This window comes from Corynebacterium bovis DSM 20582 = CIP 54.80, from assembly GCF_030408615.1.
GTDB lineage: Bacteria > Actinomycetota > Actinomycetes > Mycobacteriales > Mycobacteriaceae > Corynebacterium > Corynebacterium bovis.
In genome coordinates, this window is sequence record NZ_CP047187.1 from 1,617,921 (window position 1) to 1,634,356 (window position 16,436).

At 73.4% G+C, this 16,436-nt stretch carries 13 protein-coding genes and 1 pseudogene; all 14 read right to left on the bottom strand.

Translation table 11 applies throughout. The features are described 5' to 3' along the window. Positions 1 to 26: 26 nt before the first annotated feature. The 14 genes and pseudogenes from ileS to mraY all read right to left on the bottom strand — a co-directional run bounded on the left by ileS (position 27) and on the right by mraY (position 16,424). Positions 27 to 3,188 carry an isoleucine--tRNA ligase gene (gene ileS, locus CBOVI_RS06550; protein WP_010265505.1) on the bottom strand — a complete coding sequence of 1,054 codons (3,162 nt, stop codon included), beginning with the start codon at positions 3,186 to 3,188 and terminating at the stop codon, positions 27 to 29. Positions 3,189 to 3,465: 277 nt separating this feature from the next. Next, a complete protein-coding gene (locus CBOVI_RS06555; protein WP_010265504.1) occupies positions 3,466 to 3,636 on the bottom strand; it encodes a hypothetical protein in 171 nt (56 codons plus the stop codon). 96 nt (positions 3,637 to 3,732) lie between these two features. Beyond that, a complete protein-coding gene (locus tag CBOVI_RS06560; RefSeq protein WP_029157716.1) occupies positions 3,733 to 4,770 on the bottom strand; it encodes a DivIVA domain-containing protein in 1,038 nt (345 codons plus the stop codon). Between the two features lie 388 nt (positions 4,771 to 5,158). Then, on the bottom strand, positions 5,159 to 5,446 hold the full coding sequence (locus tag CBOVI_RS06565; RefSeq protein ID WP_010265502.1) for a YggT family protein: 288 nt from the start codon (positions 5,444 to 5,446) through the stop codon (positions 5,159 to 5,161). A gap of 18 nt (positions 5,447 to 5,464) precedes the next feature. Beyond that, positions 5,465 to 6,049, bottom strand: a complete 585-nt coding sequence (locus CBOVI_RS06570; protein ID WP_010265501.1) for a cell division protein SepF — start codon at positions 6,047 to 6,049, stop codon at positions 5,465 to 5,467. A gap of 28 nt (positions 6,050 to 6,077) precedes the next feature. Then, the gene (locus CBOVI_RS06575) at positions 6,078 to 6,800 is read right to left on the bottom strand and encodes an alanine racemase (RefSeq protein WP_183273618.1); all 723 of its coding nucleotides are present in this window, start codon (positions 6,798 to 6,800) and stop codon (positions 6,078 to 6,080) included. Further along, positions 6,797 to 7,564 carry a peptidoglycan editing factor PgeF gene (gene pgeF, locus CBOVI_RS06580; protein WP_050798219.1) on the bottom strand — a complete coding sequence of 256 codons (768 nt, stop codon included), beginning with the start codon at positions 7,562 to 7,564 and terminating at the stop codon, positions 6,797 to 6,799. The genes CBOVI_RS06575 and pgeF overlap by 4 nt, the downstream gene beginning before the upstream one ends. Beyond that, the gene (gene ftsZ, locus CBOVI_RS06585; protein ID WP_029157810.1) at positions 7,536 to 8,756 is read right to left on the bottom strand and encodes a cell division protein FtsZ; all 1,221 of its coding nucleotides are present in this window, start codon (positions 8,754 to 8,756) and stop codon (positions 7,536 to 7,538) included. Before ftsZ ends, pgeF begins: the two co-directional genes overlap by 29 nt. A gap of 130 nt (positions 8,757 to 8,886) precedes the next feature. After that, positions 8,887 to 9,594 (bottom strand): cell division protein FtsQ/DivIB, encoded by a 708-nt coding sequence (locus CBOVI_RS06590; RefSeq protein ID WP_010267359.1) that lies wholly within the window; start codon positions 9,592 to 9,594, stop codon positions 8,887 to 8,889. Then, positions 9,581 to 11,095, bottom strand: coding sequence for a UDP-N-acetylmuramate--L-alanine ligase (gene murC / locus CBOVI_RS06595; RefSeq protein ID WP_010267357.1), 1,515 nt, complete (start codon positions 11,093 to 11,095; stop codon positions 9,581 to 9,583). Before murC ends, CBOVI_RS06590 begins: the two co-directional genes overlap by 14 nt. Position 11,096: 1 nt before the next feature. Then, entirely contained in the window at positions 11,097 to 12,275 is a 1,179-nt protein-coding gene (gene murG, locus CBOVI_RS06600; RefSeq protein WP_125186115.1) for an undecaprenyldiphospho-muramoylpentapeptide beta-N-acetylglucosaminyltransferase, read from the bottom strand. 3 nt (positions 12,276 to 12,278) lie between these two features. Then, positions 12,279 to 13,748: an FtsW/RodA/SpoVE family cell cycle protein gene (locus CBOVI_RS06605; RefSeq protein ID WP_125186918.1), complete on the bottom strand. Its 1,470-nt coding sequence runs from the start codon at positions 13,746 to 13,748 to the stop codon at positions 12,279 to 12,281. Continuing rightward, positions 13,745 to 15,265 (bottom strand): annotated as a pseudogene (gene murD, locus CBOVI_RS06610) (UDP-N-acetylmuramoyl-L-alanine--D-glutamate ligase); the annotation flags it as partial. The gene CBOVI_RS06605 and the pseudogene murD, both read right to left, overlap by 4 nt. Positions 15,266 to 15,326: 61 nt before the next feature. Further along, a complete protein-coding gene (mraY, locus tag CBOVI_RS06615; RefSeq protein ID WP_010268063.1) occupies positions 15,327 to 16,424 on the bottom strand; it encodes a phospho-N-acetylmuramoyl-pentapeptide-transferase in 1,098 nt (365 codons plus the stop codon). Positions 16,425 to 16,436: the final 12 nt, after the last annotated feature.

The window sequence follows — 16,436 nt, forward strand, 5'->3', positions numbered from 1 at the left end:
CACCGCTGCACCGGCCCGTCCCCCCCTCAGGACCTGCGCCGCACCTCGGCGGAGCAGCCGTCGGCGACGTCGTGGGCGAGGTCCTCCCCCACGACGATCTCGATGTCCGTCGCGAGGACCTCCCGGGCGATGTCCGCGGCGTGGGCCCGCGCCCACTCCTCCCGCTCCGGCGGGACGGACAGGCGCACGGTGATCCGGTCCGACACGTCGAGCCCGGAGGACTTCCGGGCGTCCTGGAGGCCGCGGATGCGGTCGTTGGCCCAGCCCTCCGCCTCGAGCTCCGGGGTGACCGTCGTGTCGAGGACGACGAGGCCGCCGGTGCCCGGGATCTCGGCGGTGTGGTCGGGGTCGACGGCGACGAGGCGGCGGGTGTACTCCCCGTCGTGGAGCTCGATGCCGTCGGCGGTGACGGTGCCGTCCTCCGCGACGGTGTAGTCGCCGGCCTTGACCGCGCGGATGACCCGCTGGACGTCCCGGCCGAGCCGCGGCCCGGCCGCCCGGGCGTTGACGACGACCTCGAACCGGCCGACGGCGCTGACGTCGTCGGTGAGCTCGACCTCCCGGACGTTGACCTCGTCGCGGATGACCGCGGTGAAGTCCCCGAGCGCCGCCGCGTCCGCGAGGGCCACGGTGAGCCGCGGCAGGGGCAGCCGGTTGCGGAGCTGGTGGGCCTTGCGCACCGACGACGCCGCCGAGCACACCGAGCGCACGGTGTCCATGGAGGCGACGAGCGCCGGGTCGGCCGGCAGGTCCGCCGCGTCCGGCCAGTCGGTGAGGTGCACCGACCGCCCGCCGGTGAGCCCGCGCCAGACGACCTCGGTCGTCATGGGCAGCAGCGGCGCGGCGACCCGGCACAGCGTCTCGAGCACGGTGTGAAGCGTGGCGAAGGCCTCGGGGTGCTCCCCGTCACCGGCCCAGAACCGCTCGCGGGACCGGCGGACGTACCAGTTCGTCAGCACGTCGCAGAACAGCCGGACCTCGTCGGTCGCCCGGGCGACGTCCGTCGCGTCGAGGGCCGCGGTGACCTCGGCCACGGTGTCGTGGAGCTTGGCGAGGATGTACCGGTCGAGCACGTCGGTCGACGTCGTGTCCCGCTCCGCCGGGCGGTGGGCGTAGAGCCGGAGGAAGGAGTACGCGTTCCACAGCGGCAGCATCGCCTGGCGCACGCCCTCGCGGATGCCCTGCTCGGTGACGATGAGGTTCCCGCCCCGGAGGATCGGCGAGCTCATGAGGAACCAGCGCATGGCGTCGGAGCCGTCGCGGTCGAAGACCTCGTTGACGTCCGGGTAGTTGCCCTTGGACTTCGACATCTTCAGGCCGTCGTCCCCGAGGACGATGCCGTGGGCGACGACGCGGCGGTACGCCGGGCGGTCGAAGAGGGCCGTGGCGAGCACGTGCATGGTGTAGAACCAGCCGCGCGTCTGCCCGGAGTACTCGACGATGAAGTCCGCCGGCGAGTGGGTGTCGAACCACTCCTTGTTCTCGAACGGGTAGTGCCGCTGCGCGAAGGGCATCGACCCGGACTCGAACCAGCAGTCGAGGACCTCGGGCACGCGGCGCATCGTCGACCGGCCCGTCGGGTCGTCCGGGTTGGGCCGGGTGAGCTCGTCGATGTCCGGCCGGTGCAGGGACGCCGGCCGGCGGCCGAAGTCCCGCTCGAGCTCGTCGAGGCTGCCGTAGACGTCGACCCGCGGGTAGGCGTCGTCGTCGGACACCCACACCGGGATCGGCGAGCCCCAGTACCGGTTCCGGGAGATGTTCCAGTCCCGGGCCCCCTCGAGCCACCGGCCGAACTGGCCGTCCCGGATGTGCCCCGGCAACCACTCGATCTCCTCGTGGTTGAGCTGCACCATCCGGTCGCGGAACTCCGTCACGCGGACGAACCACGACGGCAGGGCCATGTAGATCAGCGGCTCGCCGGACCGCCACGAGTGCGGGTAGGAGTGCTCGATCGTGCGGTGGCGCAGGACCCGGCCCGCGTCCTTGAGGTCGCGGATGATGTCCCGGTTCGCGTCGAAGACGAGCTGCCCCTCGTAGTCCGGGACGAGGGAGGTGAACTTCCCGTCCATGTCGACAGGCACGACGACGTCGATGCCGTTCGCCGCGCACGTGTCCATGTCGTCCTCACCGAAGGCCGGGGCCTGGTGGACGATGCCCGTGCCGTCCTCGGTCGTGACGTAGTCGGCGGAGAGGACGCGGAACGCGCCCGGGTGGTCGCGGAAGTAGCCGAACACCGGCTCGTAGGTGAGGCCGACGAGCTCCGTGCCCGGGTGGGTGGACACGACCGTGCGCCTCTCACCCAGCTCGGCCGCGTAGTCGCCGACGAGGTCCTCCGCGAGGAGCACGCGGGCCCCCCGGAAGCCCTCCGCGCCGTCGTCGCCGACCTCGACGAGCGCGTACGTCGTCGTCGGGTTCACGGCGAGGGCGAGGTTCGACGGCAGCGTCCACGGGGTCGTCGTCCAGGCGAGGGCGAGCGCACCGACGAGGTCGGGGTTCGCCTCCCCCGTCGCGCCGGTGACCGGGAAGGACACCGTGAGGGTCGGGTCCTGGCGCATCTTGTAGGAGTCGTCGAGGCGCGTCTCCTGGTTCGACAGCGGCGTGTGCTCCGCCCACGAGTACGGCAGCACCCGGAAGCCCTGGTAGATCAGGCCCTTGTCGTAGAGCTCCTTGAACGCCCACATGACGGACTCCATGAAGTCCGGGTCCATCGTCTTGTAGCCGTTGTCGAAGTCCACCCACCGGGCCTGGCGGGTGACGTACTCCCGCCACTCCCCCGTGTACCGGAGCACCGACGTCGCGCAGTACTCGTTGAACGCGGCGAGGCCCATGTCCTCGATGGCACCCTTGTCCGTGATGCCGAGCTGCTTCTCCGCCTCGAGCTCGGCGGGCAGACCGTGGCAGTCCCAGCCGAAGACGCGGCGCACCTGGCGGCCGCGCATGGTCTGGAACCGCGGGACGATGTCCTTGACGTAGCCCGTGAGCAGGTGCCCGTAGTGCGGCAGGCCGTTGGCGAACGGCGGGCCGTCGTAGAACACGTACTCGTCAGCGCCCTGGCGCCCCTCGACGGAGGCGGCGAAGGTGCCGTCCTCCTCCCAGTAGGCGAGGACCTTCTCCTCCATCGCGGGGAAGGCGGACTCCCCGCCCGTCATGTCGACGCGGGGGTACGCCCCGCCGGCGGGACTGTTCATCGTGGTGCTCCTTGTGCCTCGTCTGCGCGGCCGACGGCCGCACGCTGTCTGTGCACAGGGACGCGGACGTTCCGCGCGGTACCACCCCGCTTGGACCCGGCGACCGCTGCGTCACCCGGGTCCCGCTTCTCCTGACGGCTGTGACGGGCCGTGACCCCGTCCGGGTCTACCCGGTCCCCGTCGGGACCGCTCTTCCGGACACGCTCCCCGGTGATGGCCGGATCCCCGCGCTCTCCCGGGGGCAGGCGCCCCGGGTGTCACCGACGACTATAGCGCCTCACCGACGGCGCCGGCGAGCCCGGTGGCGGACCAGGTCGACGACGAAGAGGACGACGCCGACGACGGCCACCCCGACGCAGACCCACGCCCACGTCGTCGAACCTGCCGCGAGGGCGACGATGAGCGTCGCGAAGCCGACGGCCGCGAGAAGAAGAGACAACGCGAGCATGAGGTCCTCCCTGGTCGGTCACACGGGGTCGGTCACGACGACGGCCGCCACGCCCTCGCAGGGGTCCGTGGCGGCCGGGGCGTGGGTCCGCGGTCGTCAGCGACGGTTGTCGTCGAGATCGATCGTGTTGTTCGGCGCAGCGGTGCTGCGGCTGTTGAGCTCCTCCAGCTGGGACTCGAGGAACGTCTTCAGGCGGGTGCGGTACTCGCGCTCGTAGGTGCGGAGCTCGTCGATCCGCGCCTCGAGGGCGGACTGCTGCTTCTTCACCGTCGTCATGATCTCGGTGTGCTTGCGCTCGGCGTCCTGCTGGAGGGCGTCGGCCTTCTCCTGGGCCTGCCGGATCTGCGCCTGCGACTGCGCGGTCGCGTCCGCGATCATCGTCTCGGACTTCTGCTTCGCGTCGGCGAGCAGGGAGTCCGACTGCTGGCGGGCGTCGGCGAGCATCTTGTCCGACCGCTGCTTCGCGTCGGCGAGCTGGGCCTCGGACTTCTGCTTCGCGTCGGCGAGCTGCGTGCGGGACGAGGTGTTGGCGTCGTCGACCGTCTTCTTCGCCTCGGCGCGGGCGTCGGCGAGGAGGGTGCGCGACTCCTCCTTCGCGTCACCGGTGAGCCGGTCCGCCATCTCCTGGGCGAGCGAGAGGACGCGGGCGGCCTGCATGTGCGTCTCCGGCGACGCCGCGTCGGAGGAGGACGCCGGGGTGGCGTCGACCGGGCGGGCCGCGGAGGCCGCGGCGGCGGGGCGGGCCTGGCGGGCCTCCTCCGCGCGGGCCTCGGCCTGCTTGGCGCGGGACTCGGCCTGGCTGCGGTCGTCCTCGGCCTTCTTCAGGCGGGCCTCGAGGTCGCGGACGCGGGCGTCGTACTCCGACTTCACCCGGGCCTCGGCCTCGCGGCGCACCGCGGCCTCATCCACCTTCGGCTGCTGGGCCGACGCCGGGGTCGCCCCCGCGACGGCGGACGCGGCACCGTTCTGCCCGCCGAGACGGGACCTCAGATCAGCGTTCTCGTCCTGGAGTTCCGCGAGGGTGTCCTCAACGAGATCGAGGAACTGGTCAACCTCGTCCTCGTTGTAGCCACGCTTGCCGATCGGCGGCTTGCTGAAAGCCACGTTGTGAACGTCAGCTGGAGTCAGCGGCATCGGTAGGTCCCTTCACAGTCGATTGGTGGGTGGTGTGAATGTCCACGATCATATCAGTGGTCATCAGCAGTCAAGGTTTAAGGCTCAACCTGACATATAATTCACGGCCCCAGCCTAGCGCGTGAGACCCGCCGCAGCGAGCCCGGACCGGTCCCCGTCGGCCCCGCGGTCCCGTGACACCCCCCGGAGAGACGAGAAACCGCCGCGGGGCCGGACCCACATTCCGGCACCCACGACGGCTCTCATCACTACACACGACATCTCCGCGGCCTCACTCACACACCGCGAAGATGGTGGCGACTATAGTCCCCGACCGGGGAACGGACAATGCGTACGGGGTGGTCGGGGGCGCGCGACGTGCAGCTTCACCCCCGTCTCCGGGACCGGCTCACCCGGCGAGGACGGAGACGAGGATCCTCAGCACGATCTGGAGGATGAAGAAGAGCACGAGGACGGACACGTCGAGCGCCACCCCGCCGAGCCGGACCGGCGGGATGAGACGCCGCAGCAGCTTCACCGGCGGGTCGGTGACGACGAAGAGCGGCTCGGCGATGACGCTGAACGCCTTCGACGGGCGCCACTGGCGCGAGAAGGACTGGATCATCTCGATGATGACCCGGGCGAGCAGGACGAACGTGTAGACCTGCACGACGACGAGGACGGAGAGGGCTGCCATGAGGCTTGTCGGTTCCCCTCAGCTCTCGACGAGCTGGTCGAGCTGACTCTGGTCGAGGCTCACACCCGCCGGGATGAACACGAAGTTGCGGACACCCGCGAGCTTCTTGACGGTCGCACCCAGGCCCTTGGCCAGGCCCGCGCTGAAGTCGAGCACGCGCCGCGCGTCACCCTGCTCGAGGGCGGCGAGGTTGAACACGACGATGTCGCCGGTCCGGGCCTCGACGGCGAGCTCCTCGGTGTTGTGCACGCCGCTCAGGGCGATGCTCGTCACCCGCGGCTCGGCCGTCCGCGCCGGGGCCGCGGCAGGCACGGCGACGGCGTCGACCGCCGGCTCGGCCCGGTCGTACCGGTCGTAGCGGTCGTACCGGCTGTAGCGGTCCCGGCCGTACCCGCGGTCGGCGTCGTCCGCGGGGTACGCCTCACGGTCCGCGTACCGGGAGCTGCGCCGCGGGGCCGGGTCGGCCTCGGCGTAGTCGTCCCGGGCATCCCGGTGGTCGTGGCGGGGCGTCTCGCCGAACTCGTCGCCGTAGTACGGGTCCTTGTACTGGTCGACGTCGCCCAGCCCGAAGAACTCCTTGAACTTGTTCATTCCGTTCGCCATTGCTTCCCTTCCCAGCTGTCGTGGTTGTTCAGGCTACGGGTCTCGGACCCATGATGTCCGTTCCGACACGCACCAGCGTCGCCCCCTCCGCGACGGCGGCCTCGAGGTCGCCGCTCATCCCCGCGGAGTACACCGGCCCACCGTCGACCCGGTCGGCGACCGCGTCGAGGAGCCGGCGGCCCCGGGCGAAGACCGGACCGGGTTCCACGCCCCGCGGCGGGACGCACATGAGCCCCCGGAGGCTGAGGTGCCGCGTCGCGGCGACGGCGTCGGCGAGGGCGTCGAGGTCCCCGGCGACGGCCCCGCCCCGCGCGGCGTCCCCGTCGGCGCTCCACTGGAGCAGCACCGGCAGCCGGTCGTCCGCGGGCGCCCGGTCCCCCCGCTCGAGCGCGAGGGCCACGCCCCGGTCGAGGGCGGCGACGAGGCGGGCGGAGTCGACGGTGTGGACCGCGGCGGCCCACCGCGCGACGGCGTTCGCCTTCTTCGTCTGCACCTGGCCGATCATGTGGAGCGCGGGGACCCCGCCGAAGCTGTCGTGTTTCGCCCGCGCCTCCTGCTCCCGGTTCTCCCCCACGGCACGGACCCCGAGGTCCGCGAGCAGCGCGAGGTCCCCGGCCGGGTGGAACTTCGTCACCGGCAGCAGGTCCGCGCCACCGGCCGCGGCGATCCGCGCGCGGACGCGGTCGAGCGCCGCCGCGAGCTCGGCCCGCCGGGCGGCGTCCGCGGCGCCCGGGGCTGTCGGGGCGGTCATGTCAGCCACACCACCCCGGCCTGCCGGCCGGTCACGCCCTCCCGACGGTGGGAGAACAACGACGTCTCGGTGATCGTGTCCCGCGGGTCGGCGTCGATGAGCCGCACCCCGAGGGAGAGCAGCTGGCGGGTGAGCCCGGCCCGGAGGTCGAGCCCGGGCGTCCCGGCGGACGTGCGGGTCCGCGACCCGGGGAGGTGGCGCTCGACGTCGTCGGCCATGTGCCCCGGGACCTCGTAGGAGTCGCCGCCGGCGGCCGCGCCCATGAGGGCGTGGATCCGCGCGGGCACGGCGCCGAGCTCCTCCATCATGCGCACGGTGCGGGTGAGCACGCCGTTGCGCGCGCCCATGCGGCCGGCGTGCACCGCCGCGACGACCCCGGCCTCACCGTCGGAGAGCAGCACGGGCACGCAGTCGGCCGTGAGGACGACGAGCGCCGCGCGGCGGACCGTCGTCACGAGGGCGTCGGTCGCGGGGACCGGCCCGCGGCCGACCATGTCCGCGGTGACCTCGGTCACCGTCGGCGAGTGGATCTGCTCCATGAAGACGAGGCGGTCGTCGTCGAGGCCGAGGACGGAGGCCAGCCGGGACCGGTTCGCGGCGACGGCCGCGGGGTCGTCGCCGACGTGGTCACCGAGGTTGAAGCTGCCGTAGGGCTCGCGGGACACCCCGCCGGTGCGGTCGGTGAAGACCTTGCGGACGGGGCGGCCGTCCCCCTCGCCGGGCCGCACCGGCGGCTCAGAAGAAGTCGGAGACGTCGAGGCCATCGTCGTCCCCGGTGTCGGCCTGGCGGCGGGTGTCGCGCGGGGCGTCCTCGCGGCCGGTGAACAGCCCGCCGGACTGCGGCGAGGAGGCCGGGGAGGACGACGGGGCCGGGCCGGACGTGCGACGGGTGAAGCTCGTCTCCGGCGGGGTGTCCCCGTCGAAGATGTCGCGCTCACGCTGGGCGGGGCGCTCGGGCTCGGGGGCCCGGTGGGCGCCGCCCTGGGAGCCGAGCCGCTCGGCCACGGAGGGGGAGTCGTCGAACCCGGTCGCGATGACCGTGACGCGCACCTCGTCGCCGAGCTGGTCGTCGATGATCGTGCCGAAGATGATGTTCGCGTCCTCGTCGGCGAGGTCTTGGACGATCGAGGCCGCCTCGTTGACCTCGAAGAGGCCGAGCTCCGAGCCGCCGGCGAAGGACAGGAGCACGCCCTGCGCACCCTTCATCGTCGTCTCGAGCAGCGGCGAGTTGATGGCGAGCTCGGTGGCCTTGCGCGCCCGGTCGTCGCCGCGGGCGGAGCCGATGCCCATGAGGGCGGACCCGGCGTCGGCCATGACGGAGCGCACGTCGGCGAAGTCCACGTTGATGACGCCCGGCGTCGTGATGAGACGGGTGATGCCCTCGACACCGGACAGCAGGACCTCGTCCGCCTTGCGGAAGGCGTCCATCATCGACAGCGCCTCGTCGCCCATCTTCAGCAGGCTGTCGTTGGGGATGACGATGAGGGTGTCGCACACGTCGCGCAGCTCCTCGATCCCGGCGAGGGCCTGCTTCGTGCGGCGGGGGCCTTCGAAGGAGAACGGGCGGGTGACGACGCCGACGGTGAGCGCGCCCTGCTTCTTGGCGATGTTCGCGACGACGGGGGCCGCACCGGTGCCGGTGCCGCCGCCCTCACCGGCGGTGACGAAGACCATGTCGGCGCCCTCGAGGACCTCCTCGATCTGGTCCTTGTGCTCCTCGGCGGAACGGCGGCCCACGTCCGGGTTCGCGCCGGCGCCGAGGCCGCGCGTCTCCTCGCGCCCGATGTCGAGCTTCACGTCGGCGTCGGTGAGCATGAGCGCCTGGGCGTCCGTGTTGATGGCGACGAACTCGACGCCCTGGAGGTTCTCGTCGATCATCCGGTTGACGGCGTTGACACCGCCGCCACCGACACCGACCACCTTGATCATCGCGAGGTGATTGCCTGGTGTTGTCATGTTCGTTGTTCTCGCCTTCCTCGTGGTCCCGCCTGGGTTGTTCCCCACGATTGTCCCGACTGACGGGACGATTCCCGGGATTTTCCCGGGGGCGTGTCGTATCCCTCAAGCTGCAGTTGAGGGTTGCGGGTCACCGGACGGAGGGCTGCCGGGGGTCGGAGACGTTCCAGTGCGCACCCTCGCGGAGCAGGACGACGCGCGTGGCCTCGGCCTTGTCCGCCGCCCGCTCGGCCGAACCCCAGTAGACGTCCCGCCCCTCCGGGAAGACCATGCGGATGTTCTCCGCGTTGCGGACCTCGACCCGTTCGAGCTGCGACCGCACCTCCGGCGGCAGGGCCGCGACCGCGCGGGCGCCGGCGGCGAGGGCCTTCGTGTCCCGCGGGTCGACCTCCGTCATCCGGACGACGCCCTCCGGCGTCTCGCCGCGGAGGAAGGGCACCCCGTCGGCGTCGAGGACCACGGGCTCCCCGCCGTCCTCGACGAAGCCGGTCGCCGTGTGCTCGGTGACGTGGACCGTCACGGTCGACGGCCACGACCGCGCGACGGTGACCTTCTCCACCCACGGCAACGTCGCGACGGTGCGCGCCGCCGCCCCGGTGTCCACCCGGAGCATGTTCTGCCCCCGGCGCACGCCGGTGGACTGCTCCACCTGCGCGGGGTCGAGGTGGGAGACGCCGTCGACCTCGATCGTGCGGACGGCGAGCAGCGGGCTGAGGTACAGCACGGCCGCGACGACGACGGCGAGGACGACGACCACGGCGGCGACGACCCGCCGGCGCACCCGGCGCCGGGGCCGCCGCGCGGGCACGGCGGGCACGGCGGGCTCAGCGGTCCCCACGGCCGGCCTCCTCCGGGCTGTCGGCGGCGTCGGCCGCGACGGCGTGGACGATCTCGTCGGCGAGCATCGTCACCGTCCCGGCGCCGAGGGTGAGGACGATGTCCCCGGGGCGGACCCGTCCGGCGACGACCCCGGGCACGGCGGTGAACTCCGGCACGTACGTCACCGGGGTGTGCATGCGGTCGGCGATGACCCGGCTGTCGACGCCCTCGACCGGGACCTCGCGGGCCCCGAAGATGTCGAGGAGGACGACGTCGTCCGCGAGGTCGAGCGCGTGGGCGAACTCGGCCGCGAACGTCGTCGTGCGGGAGTACAGGTGCGGCTGGAACACGGCGAGCACCCGGCCGCCGCCCCGCGCCGTCACCCGGTCCCGGGCGGCGGACAGCACGGCGGTGACCTCGGTGGGGTGGTGCGCGTAGTCGTCGTACACCTCGACCCCGGCGACCGTGCCGTGGTGCTCGAACCGGCGGCGGACGCCGTCGAACGTGTCGATCCCCGAGACGAGTCCCTCGAGATCGGCCCCCATGAGGTGGCCGCCGAGCACGGCGGCGACGGCGTTGAGGACCATGTGCGCCCCCGGGATCCGGACCCGCAGGTCGAGGGTGCGGCCGTCGACCGTGACGACCGCCCCCGAGCCCCCCGCGGGGTCGGTGACGATCCGGTCGACGACGGCCCCGGCCGGGACCCCGGGGTGACGGCGCGCGCCGTCGGCCGTGCCGTACCCGCTGACGGTGACCCCGTCGGCGACCGGGACCTCCCCGGCGGCGACGGCCTCGCCGAGCGCGGCGGCGCCGTCGTCGTCGAGGCAGACCACGAGCGTGCCCCCGGGCCGGATCCGGCCCGCGAAGTCCCGGAAGACGCGGCGGTAGGCCTCCTCCGTGCCGAAGTGGTCGAGGTGGTCCGGCTCGAGGGTCGTGACGACGGCGACGTCCGGCGAGTAGGACAGGAACGAGCCGTCGGACTCGTCGGCCTCGGCGACGAAGACGTCGCCGGTGCCGCTGTGGGCGTTCGTGCCGGACCGGTTGAGCTGGCCGCCGATGGCGAACGACGGGTCCTCCCCCGCCGCCTGCAGGGCGACGACGGCCATCGACGTCGTCGACGTCTTGCCGTGCGTGCCCGCGAGCAGCAGCGCCCGGCGGTCCTCCATGAGCAGGGCGAGGACGTCGGAGCGGCGGAGGACCGGGATCCCCGCCGCGCGGGCGGCGACGAGCTCCGGGTTGTCCTGCGGGATCGCCGCGAAGGAGGTCACGACGACCGTCGGCTCCGCGCCGGCGAGGGTGAGGTTCCCGGCCCGGTGGCCCTCGGCGACGACGGCGCCGGCGGCGCGGAGGGCGAGGATGCTGCGGGACTCCTTCATGTCCGACCCGCTCACCGTGGCCCCACGGTCGAGCAGGAGGCGGGCGATGCCGGACATCCCCGCCCCGCCGATGCCCACCATGTGGACGCGGCTGAGGTCCGGGGCGTCTCCCCCGGTGGACGAGGGGCGGTCACTGTCTGTCATGTCACTTCCTCCGATCAGAGCGGGCCCGGGCGTGCCGGTCCCCCGCCTCGAGCACCAGCGACGCGATCCGCGTCGCCGCGTCCCGGTGTCCCGCCGCGCCCGCGGCCGCCGACGCCGCCTGCCGGCGGTCGGCGTCGCGCAGCAGCGGCACGACCTCGCGGGCGACGCGCTGCGGGGTGAGTTCGGCGTCCGGGACGATGACGCCGCCGCCCGCGGCGACGACGGGGCGCGCGTTGAGCTCCTGCTCCCCGTTGCCGTGCGGCAGCGGCACGTAGACGGCGGGCAGGCCGCACGCCGAGACCTCGGCGACGGTCATCGCCCCGGCCCGGCAGAGGACCATGTCGGCGGCGGCGTAGGCGAGGTCCATGCGGTCGATGTACGGCACGGGGACGTAGCGCGGCGCACCGGGGGCGTCCGCGCCGGCCGGCGGACCGGGCACCTCGACGGTGTTGTTCCGGCCGTGGGCGTGGAGCACGCTGATCCCGGCGTCCCGGAGGGTCGGCACCGCCCCGGCGACGGCGCGGTTGATGCTCGCCGCGCCCTGGCTGCCGCCGGTGACGAGGAGGACGGGGGCGTCGTCGTCGAGGTCGGTGAGCCCGAAGAACCGGCGGGCCTCCGCCCGCAGCGCGGCCCGGTCGAGGGTGAGCAGGGACTGCTTGACCGGGATGCCCACGACCTCGGCGTCGAGGCCGGAGCCCGCGACCGCGGCGAGGGCCCGGCCGCCGAGCCGCGCGCCGAGCCGGTTCGACATCCCCGCCCGGGCGTTCGCCTCGTGGACGAGAATCGGCACGCCGAGGGAGCGGGCGGCGAGGTAGGCGGGGGCGGACACGTAGCCGCCGAAGCCGATGACGACGTCCGCGTCGACGTCGGTGAGGATCCGCCGGGTCGCCCGGACCGCCCCGGCGAGGCGCCCCGGGAGGGAGGCGAGGTCGCGGGAGGGTTTCCGGGGCACGGGCACGGCGGGGATGAGCCGCAGGTCGGTGCCCCGGGCGGGGATGATCGTCGACTCCAGGCCCCGGGAGGTGCCCAGCGCGGTGACGCGGGCGTCGGGGCGGGCGGCGCGGACGGCGTCGGCGACGGCGAGGGCGGGCTCGATGTGGCCGGCGGTGCCGCCGCCGGCGACGACGACGGAGGGTCCGGACGGGGTGGCGGTCGGGTGGTCGGTGGGGTGGTCGGTCACGGGTCAGGGTCTCCCGGGTCGTCTCGTGGTCGGGCGGGGCGGGGTGCGGGGCGGGGTGCGGCGGGGCGGGGTGGCGCGACCGGCCGCGGGGGGCTGCGTGGTGCGGCGGCGGGTGACGGGCTCACCGTACTGGGCGGGCCGGGCGCGGGTCCGCTCGCGGCGTTCGCGGCCGGGTTCCGCGGGGCGCGGCTCGGGCAGGAGGAACAGCCGGTCGATGAGCGGCCGTCCCTCGTGCTGCATCGACGAGATCGTCGCCGGTTCGTGTCTGGCGCAGTTGAGGAGGATGCCCAGCGAGCTCAACGTGATGACGGCGGACGTGCCGCCGGCGGAGATGAGCGGCAGCTGGATGCCGGTCATCGGGACGAGGCCGAGGACGTAGCTCATGTTGTAGAAGGCCTGGACCGTGATGCCGACGGTGACGGTCGCCGCGAGCATCCGCAGGTAGGGGTCGGACTGGGCGAGGGCCACGCGGATGCCGAACCACGTCAGCCCGGCGAAGAGGAGGACGACGAGCAGCGCGCCGAGCCACCCGAGTTCCTCGCCGAGCACCGCGAAGATGAAGTCGTTCTTCGCCTCGGGGAGGTAGAACCACTTCGCCCGGGACTGGCCGAGGCCCTGGCCGAACATCGACCCGTCGGACAGGGAGAGGATGCCCTGCCGGCTCTGGTAGGCGGCGCCCTGCGTCGTCCCCTCGTGGAAGTTCAGGGTGAGCGTCTCCCTCCAGGTCTCGATGCGCTTGCCGCGGTAGGAGGCGAGGCCGATGACGGCCGCGCCGAGCACCGCGATCCCGCCGACGACGACGCCGAGGAGCCGGCGGTCGACGCCGCCGAAGTAGTAGATCGCGACGACGACGACGGAGATCGCCATCATCATGCCGAGGTCGCCCTGGATGACGCACAGCGCGAAGACCGCGCCGGCGGCGAGGGTGAACGGCCCGAAGGACCGCGCGTTCGGCGTCGCGCGGACCCGGCGGGTGACCTCGTTGGAGCCCCAGACGGCGAGGCCGATCTTCGCGATCTCCGAGGGCTGGATGCCGACGGGGCCGATGCGGATCCAGGCGTTGGTGCCGACCTCCTCGCCGCCGACGCCGACGCCCGGGATGAGCACGGCGACGAGCAGCACGAAGGACAGCACCATGAGCCACGGGCCGAGCCGGCGGAAGAACGACGGGCGGACGCGCATGGCCGCCCACATGCCGACGAGGCCGACGACGACGAGCCGGCCCTGCTTGATGAACTCCTGCCACACGCCGGCCCCGCCCTCGAGCGAGGTGACCATGGACGAGGACAGCACCATCGTCAGGCCGACGGCGGTGAGGACGAGGGTGATCCCGAGCAGGACCTTGTAGTCGGTCTGCGGGGTGTCGATGAGGCGGCCGAGTTTCCGGGCGAGCCCGCGCCACGGCGACGGGTCGGCGTCGGGGCGGCGGGGCTGGTCGGGGCGGCCGGGTCGGGCCGGGGTCGCGGTGGTCACTGGTCCCGCTCCTCTCGTGTGCTGCAGGCGTACCTCGCGAAGAGGTCACCGCGGTGGGACATGCCGTCGAACATGTCGAGGGAGGCGGCCGCGGGTGCCAGCACCACCGTATCCCCCGGGCGGGCGAGAGTCCTGGCGGCGCGCACGGCGTGCCCCATGACGGTCGCGGGGTCGGTCCCGTCGACGACGGTGACGGGGACCGACGGCGCGTGCCGGGCGAGCGCCCGGGCGATGACCGCGCGGTCGGCGCCGAGGAGGACGGCCCCGCGGAGCCGGGGGGCGACGTCGCGGACGAGGTCGTCGACGTCGGCCCCCTTGAGCTGGCCCCCGGCGACCCAGACCGCGCCGTCGAGCCCGGCGAGCGCGGCGTGGGCGGCGTGCGGGTTCGTCGCCTTGGAGTTGTCGATCCAGCGGATCTCCCCGACCCCGTCCGGGCCGGGCTCCCGGTGGACGACCTGGCCCCGGTGGGGGGCGACGGTGAAGGACCCGAGGGCCCGGGCGACGGCCCCGGGGGTGACCCCGACGGCCCGGGCGAGGCTCGCGGCGGCCGCGGCGTCGGCGACCCCGGCGGGCCCGGGCGGGGAGATGCCGTCGGCGGGGGCGAGGTCGACGGTCTCCCCCCGGTCCGGCCCGTCGGTCTCGACGAGGCGGCCGTCGCGGACGCCGACGACCGGGCCGGTGGTCCCGAGGGCCCGGGCCGCCGCCCGCGGGTCGCCGACGGTGAACGCCCGGCGCCGGCCGGTGACGACGGGCTCGGCGGCGACGAGCACGGCCGGGTCGTCGGCGGCGAGGACCGCGACCGCGCCGGTCAAGCAGGTGGCCTTGTCCGCGGCGTAGGCCGTCATGTCCCCGTGCCAGTCGAGGTGGTCCTCGGCGAGGTTGAGGACGCACCCGACGTCGGGGTGGAGGTCCCGGGACCAGTGCAGCTGGAAGCTGGAGGCCTCGACGACGAGGACGTCGGTGCGGACGCCCGTGCGTTCGTCGGCGAGGAGCTGCTCGGCGGGCGAGGCCCCGATGTTGCCCACCGCCGCCGCGGACCGGCCGTCGGCGCGGAGGATCGCGGCGGTCATGGCGGTCGTCGTCGTCTTCCCGTTGGTCCCGGTGAGGACGATCCACGTGCGGGAGGGGCCGACGAGACCCGCGGCGTCGGCCGACCGGGCGACGTCGAGGTCACCGACGACCGGCACCCCGGCCTCCGCGGCGGCGCGCGGCAGCGGCGAGCCGGGCCGCCACCCGGGGGACATGACGACGAGGTCGACGGCCGGCAGCGGGTCGTCCCCCGCCGGCGGGTGCCCGGTGGCGAGCAGGTCGCAGGCGTCGGTGACCCCGAGCCGCCGGCCACCGCACTCGGCCGCGAGCCGGGCGCTGCGGTCGGCGTCGTCGTCGGCGACGGTGACCCGCGCCCCGAGGTGGGCGAGCAGGCGGGCGGCCCCGCGGCCGGCGACCCCGGCTCCGGCGACGAGGACGTGACCGCCGGTCATGGCGGTGACGGTGGGGTTCACGGTGGGCCTCCCGGGGGTCGTGGGCTGGTCAGGAACTGGTCAGGGGCTGGTCAGGGGCTGGTGCGGACGGGACGGGTCAGAGCTGCACCGAGCTCAGCCACTCGCCGTAGAACAGGGCGATGCCGAGCATCGCGGCCATCGAGGCCATGAGCCAGAAGCGGATCGTGACCGTGGTCTCGGCCCAGCCGCCGTTCTCGAAGTGGTGGTGGATCGGGGCCATGCGGAAGAACCGCTTCCCCGTCGACTTGAAGACGAGGACCTGGATGACGACGCTCGCGGCCTCGACGACGAACAGCGCGCCGACGACGACCATGAGCAGTTCCGTCCGCGAGGTCACCGACAGGCCCGCGACGAGCCCGCCGAGGGCGAGGGAGCCGGTGTCCCCCATGAAGATCTTCGCGGGGGCGGCGTTCCACCACAGGAACCCGAGGCACGCGCCGAGGCCCGCCGCCGCGAGCACCGCGAGGTCGAGCGGGTCACGCACCGAGTAGCACCCGGCCGTCGCCCCGGCGGCGCAGGAGTTGCGGAACTGCCAGAAGGTCACGAGGACGTACGTGATCATGACGATGCCGGTCACGCCGGCGGCGAGCCCGTCGAGGCCGTCGGTGAGGTTGACGGCGTTCGACCACGCCGAGATCACGAGGTAGATGAAGACGAGGAAGAGGACGACGCCGATGACGGCGGGTCCGATCGAGATGTCGAAGGTGTTGATGTCCCGGAGGAAGGACAGCTTCGTCGAGGCGGGCGTGAGGCCCCGCCCGTCCGGGAACTGGAGGACGAGGATCCCGAACACGACGGCCGTGGCCAGCTGCCCGGTGAGCTTCGCCTTGGCGTTGAGCCCGAGGTTGCGGCCCTTGACGAGCTTGATGTAGTCGTCGGCGAACCCGAGGCCGCCGAGCGCGAGGGTGAGCAGGAGGACGAGCCACCCGCTCGCGCCCGGGCCGGCGCCCGTGAGCGCGCCGAACAGGCCGGCGACGAGGAAGCCGGCGACGATCCCGGCGAGGATGGCGATCCCGCCCATCGTCGGGGTCCCGCGCTTGCGCAGGTGGGACTTCGGGCCGTCCTCACGGATCTCCTGCCCGAGCCCCTCGGCCGAGAAACGCCTGATGAGGACAGGCGTGAGGAGGATCGAGACCAGGAATGCCACTCCGGCGGCGATGATGATCTGCATCATGGTGTGTGTTCG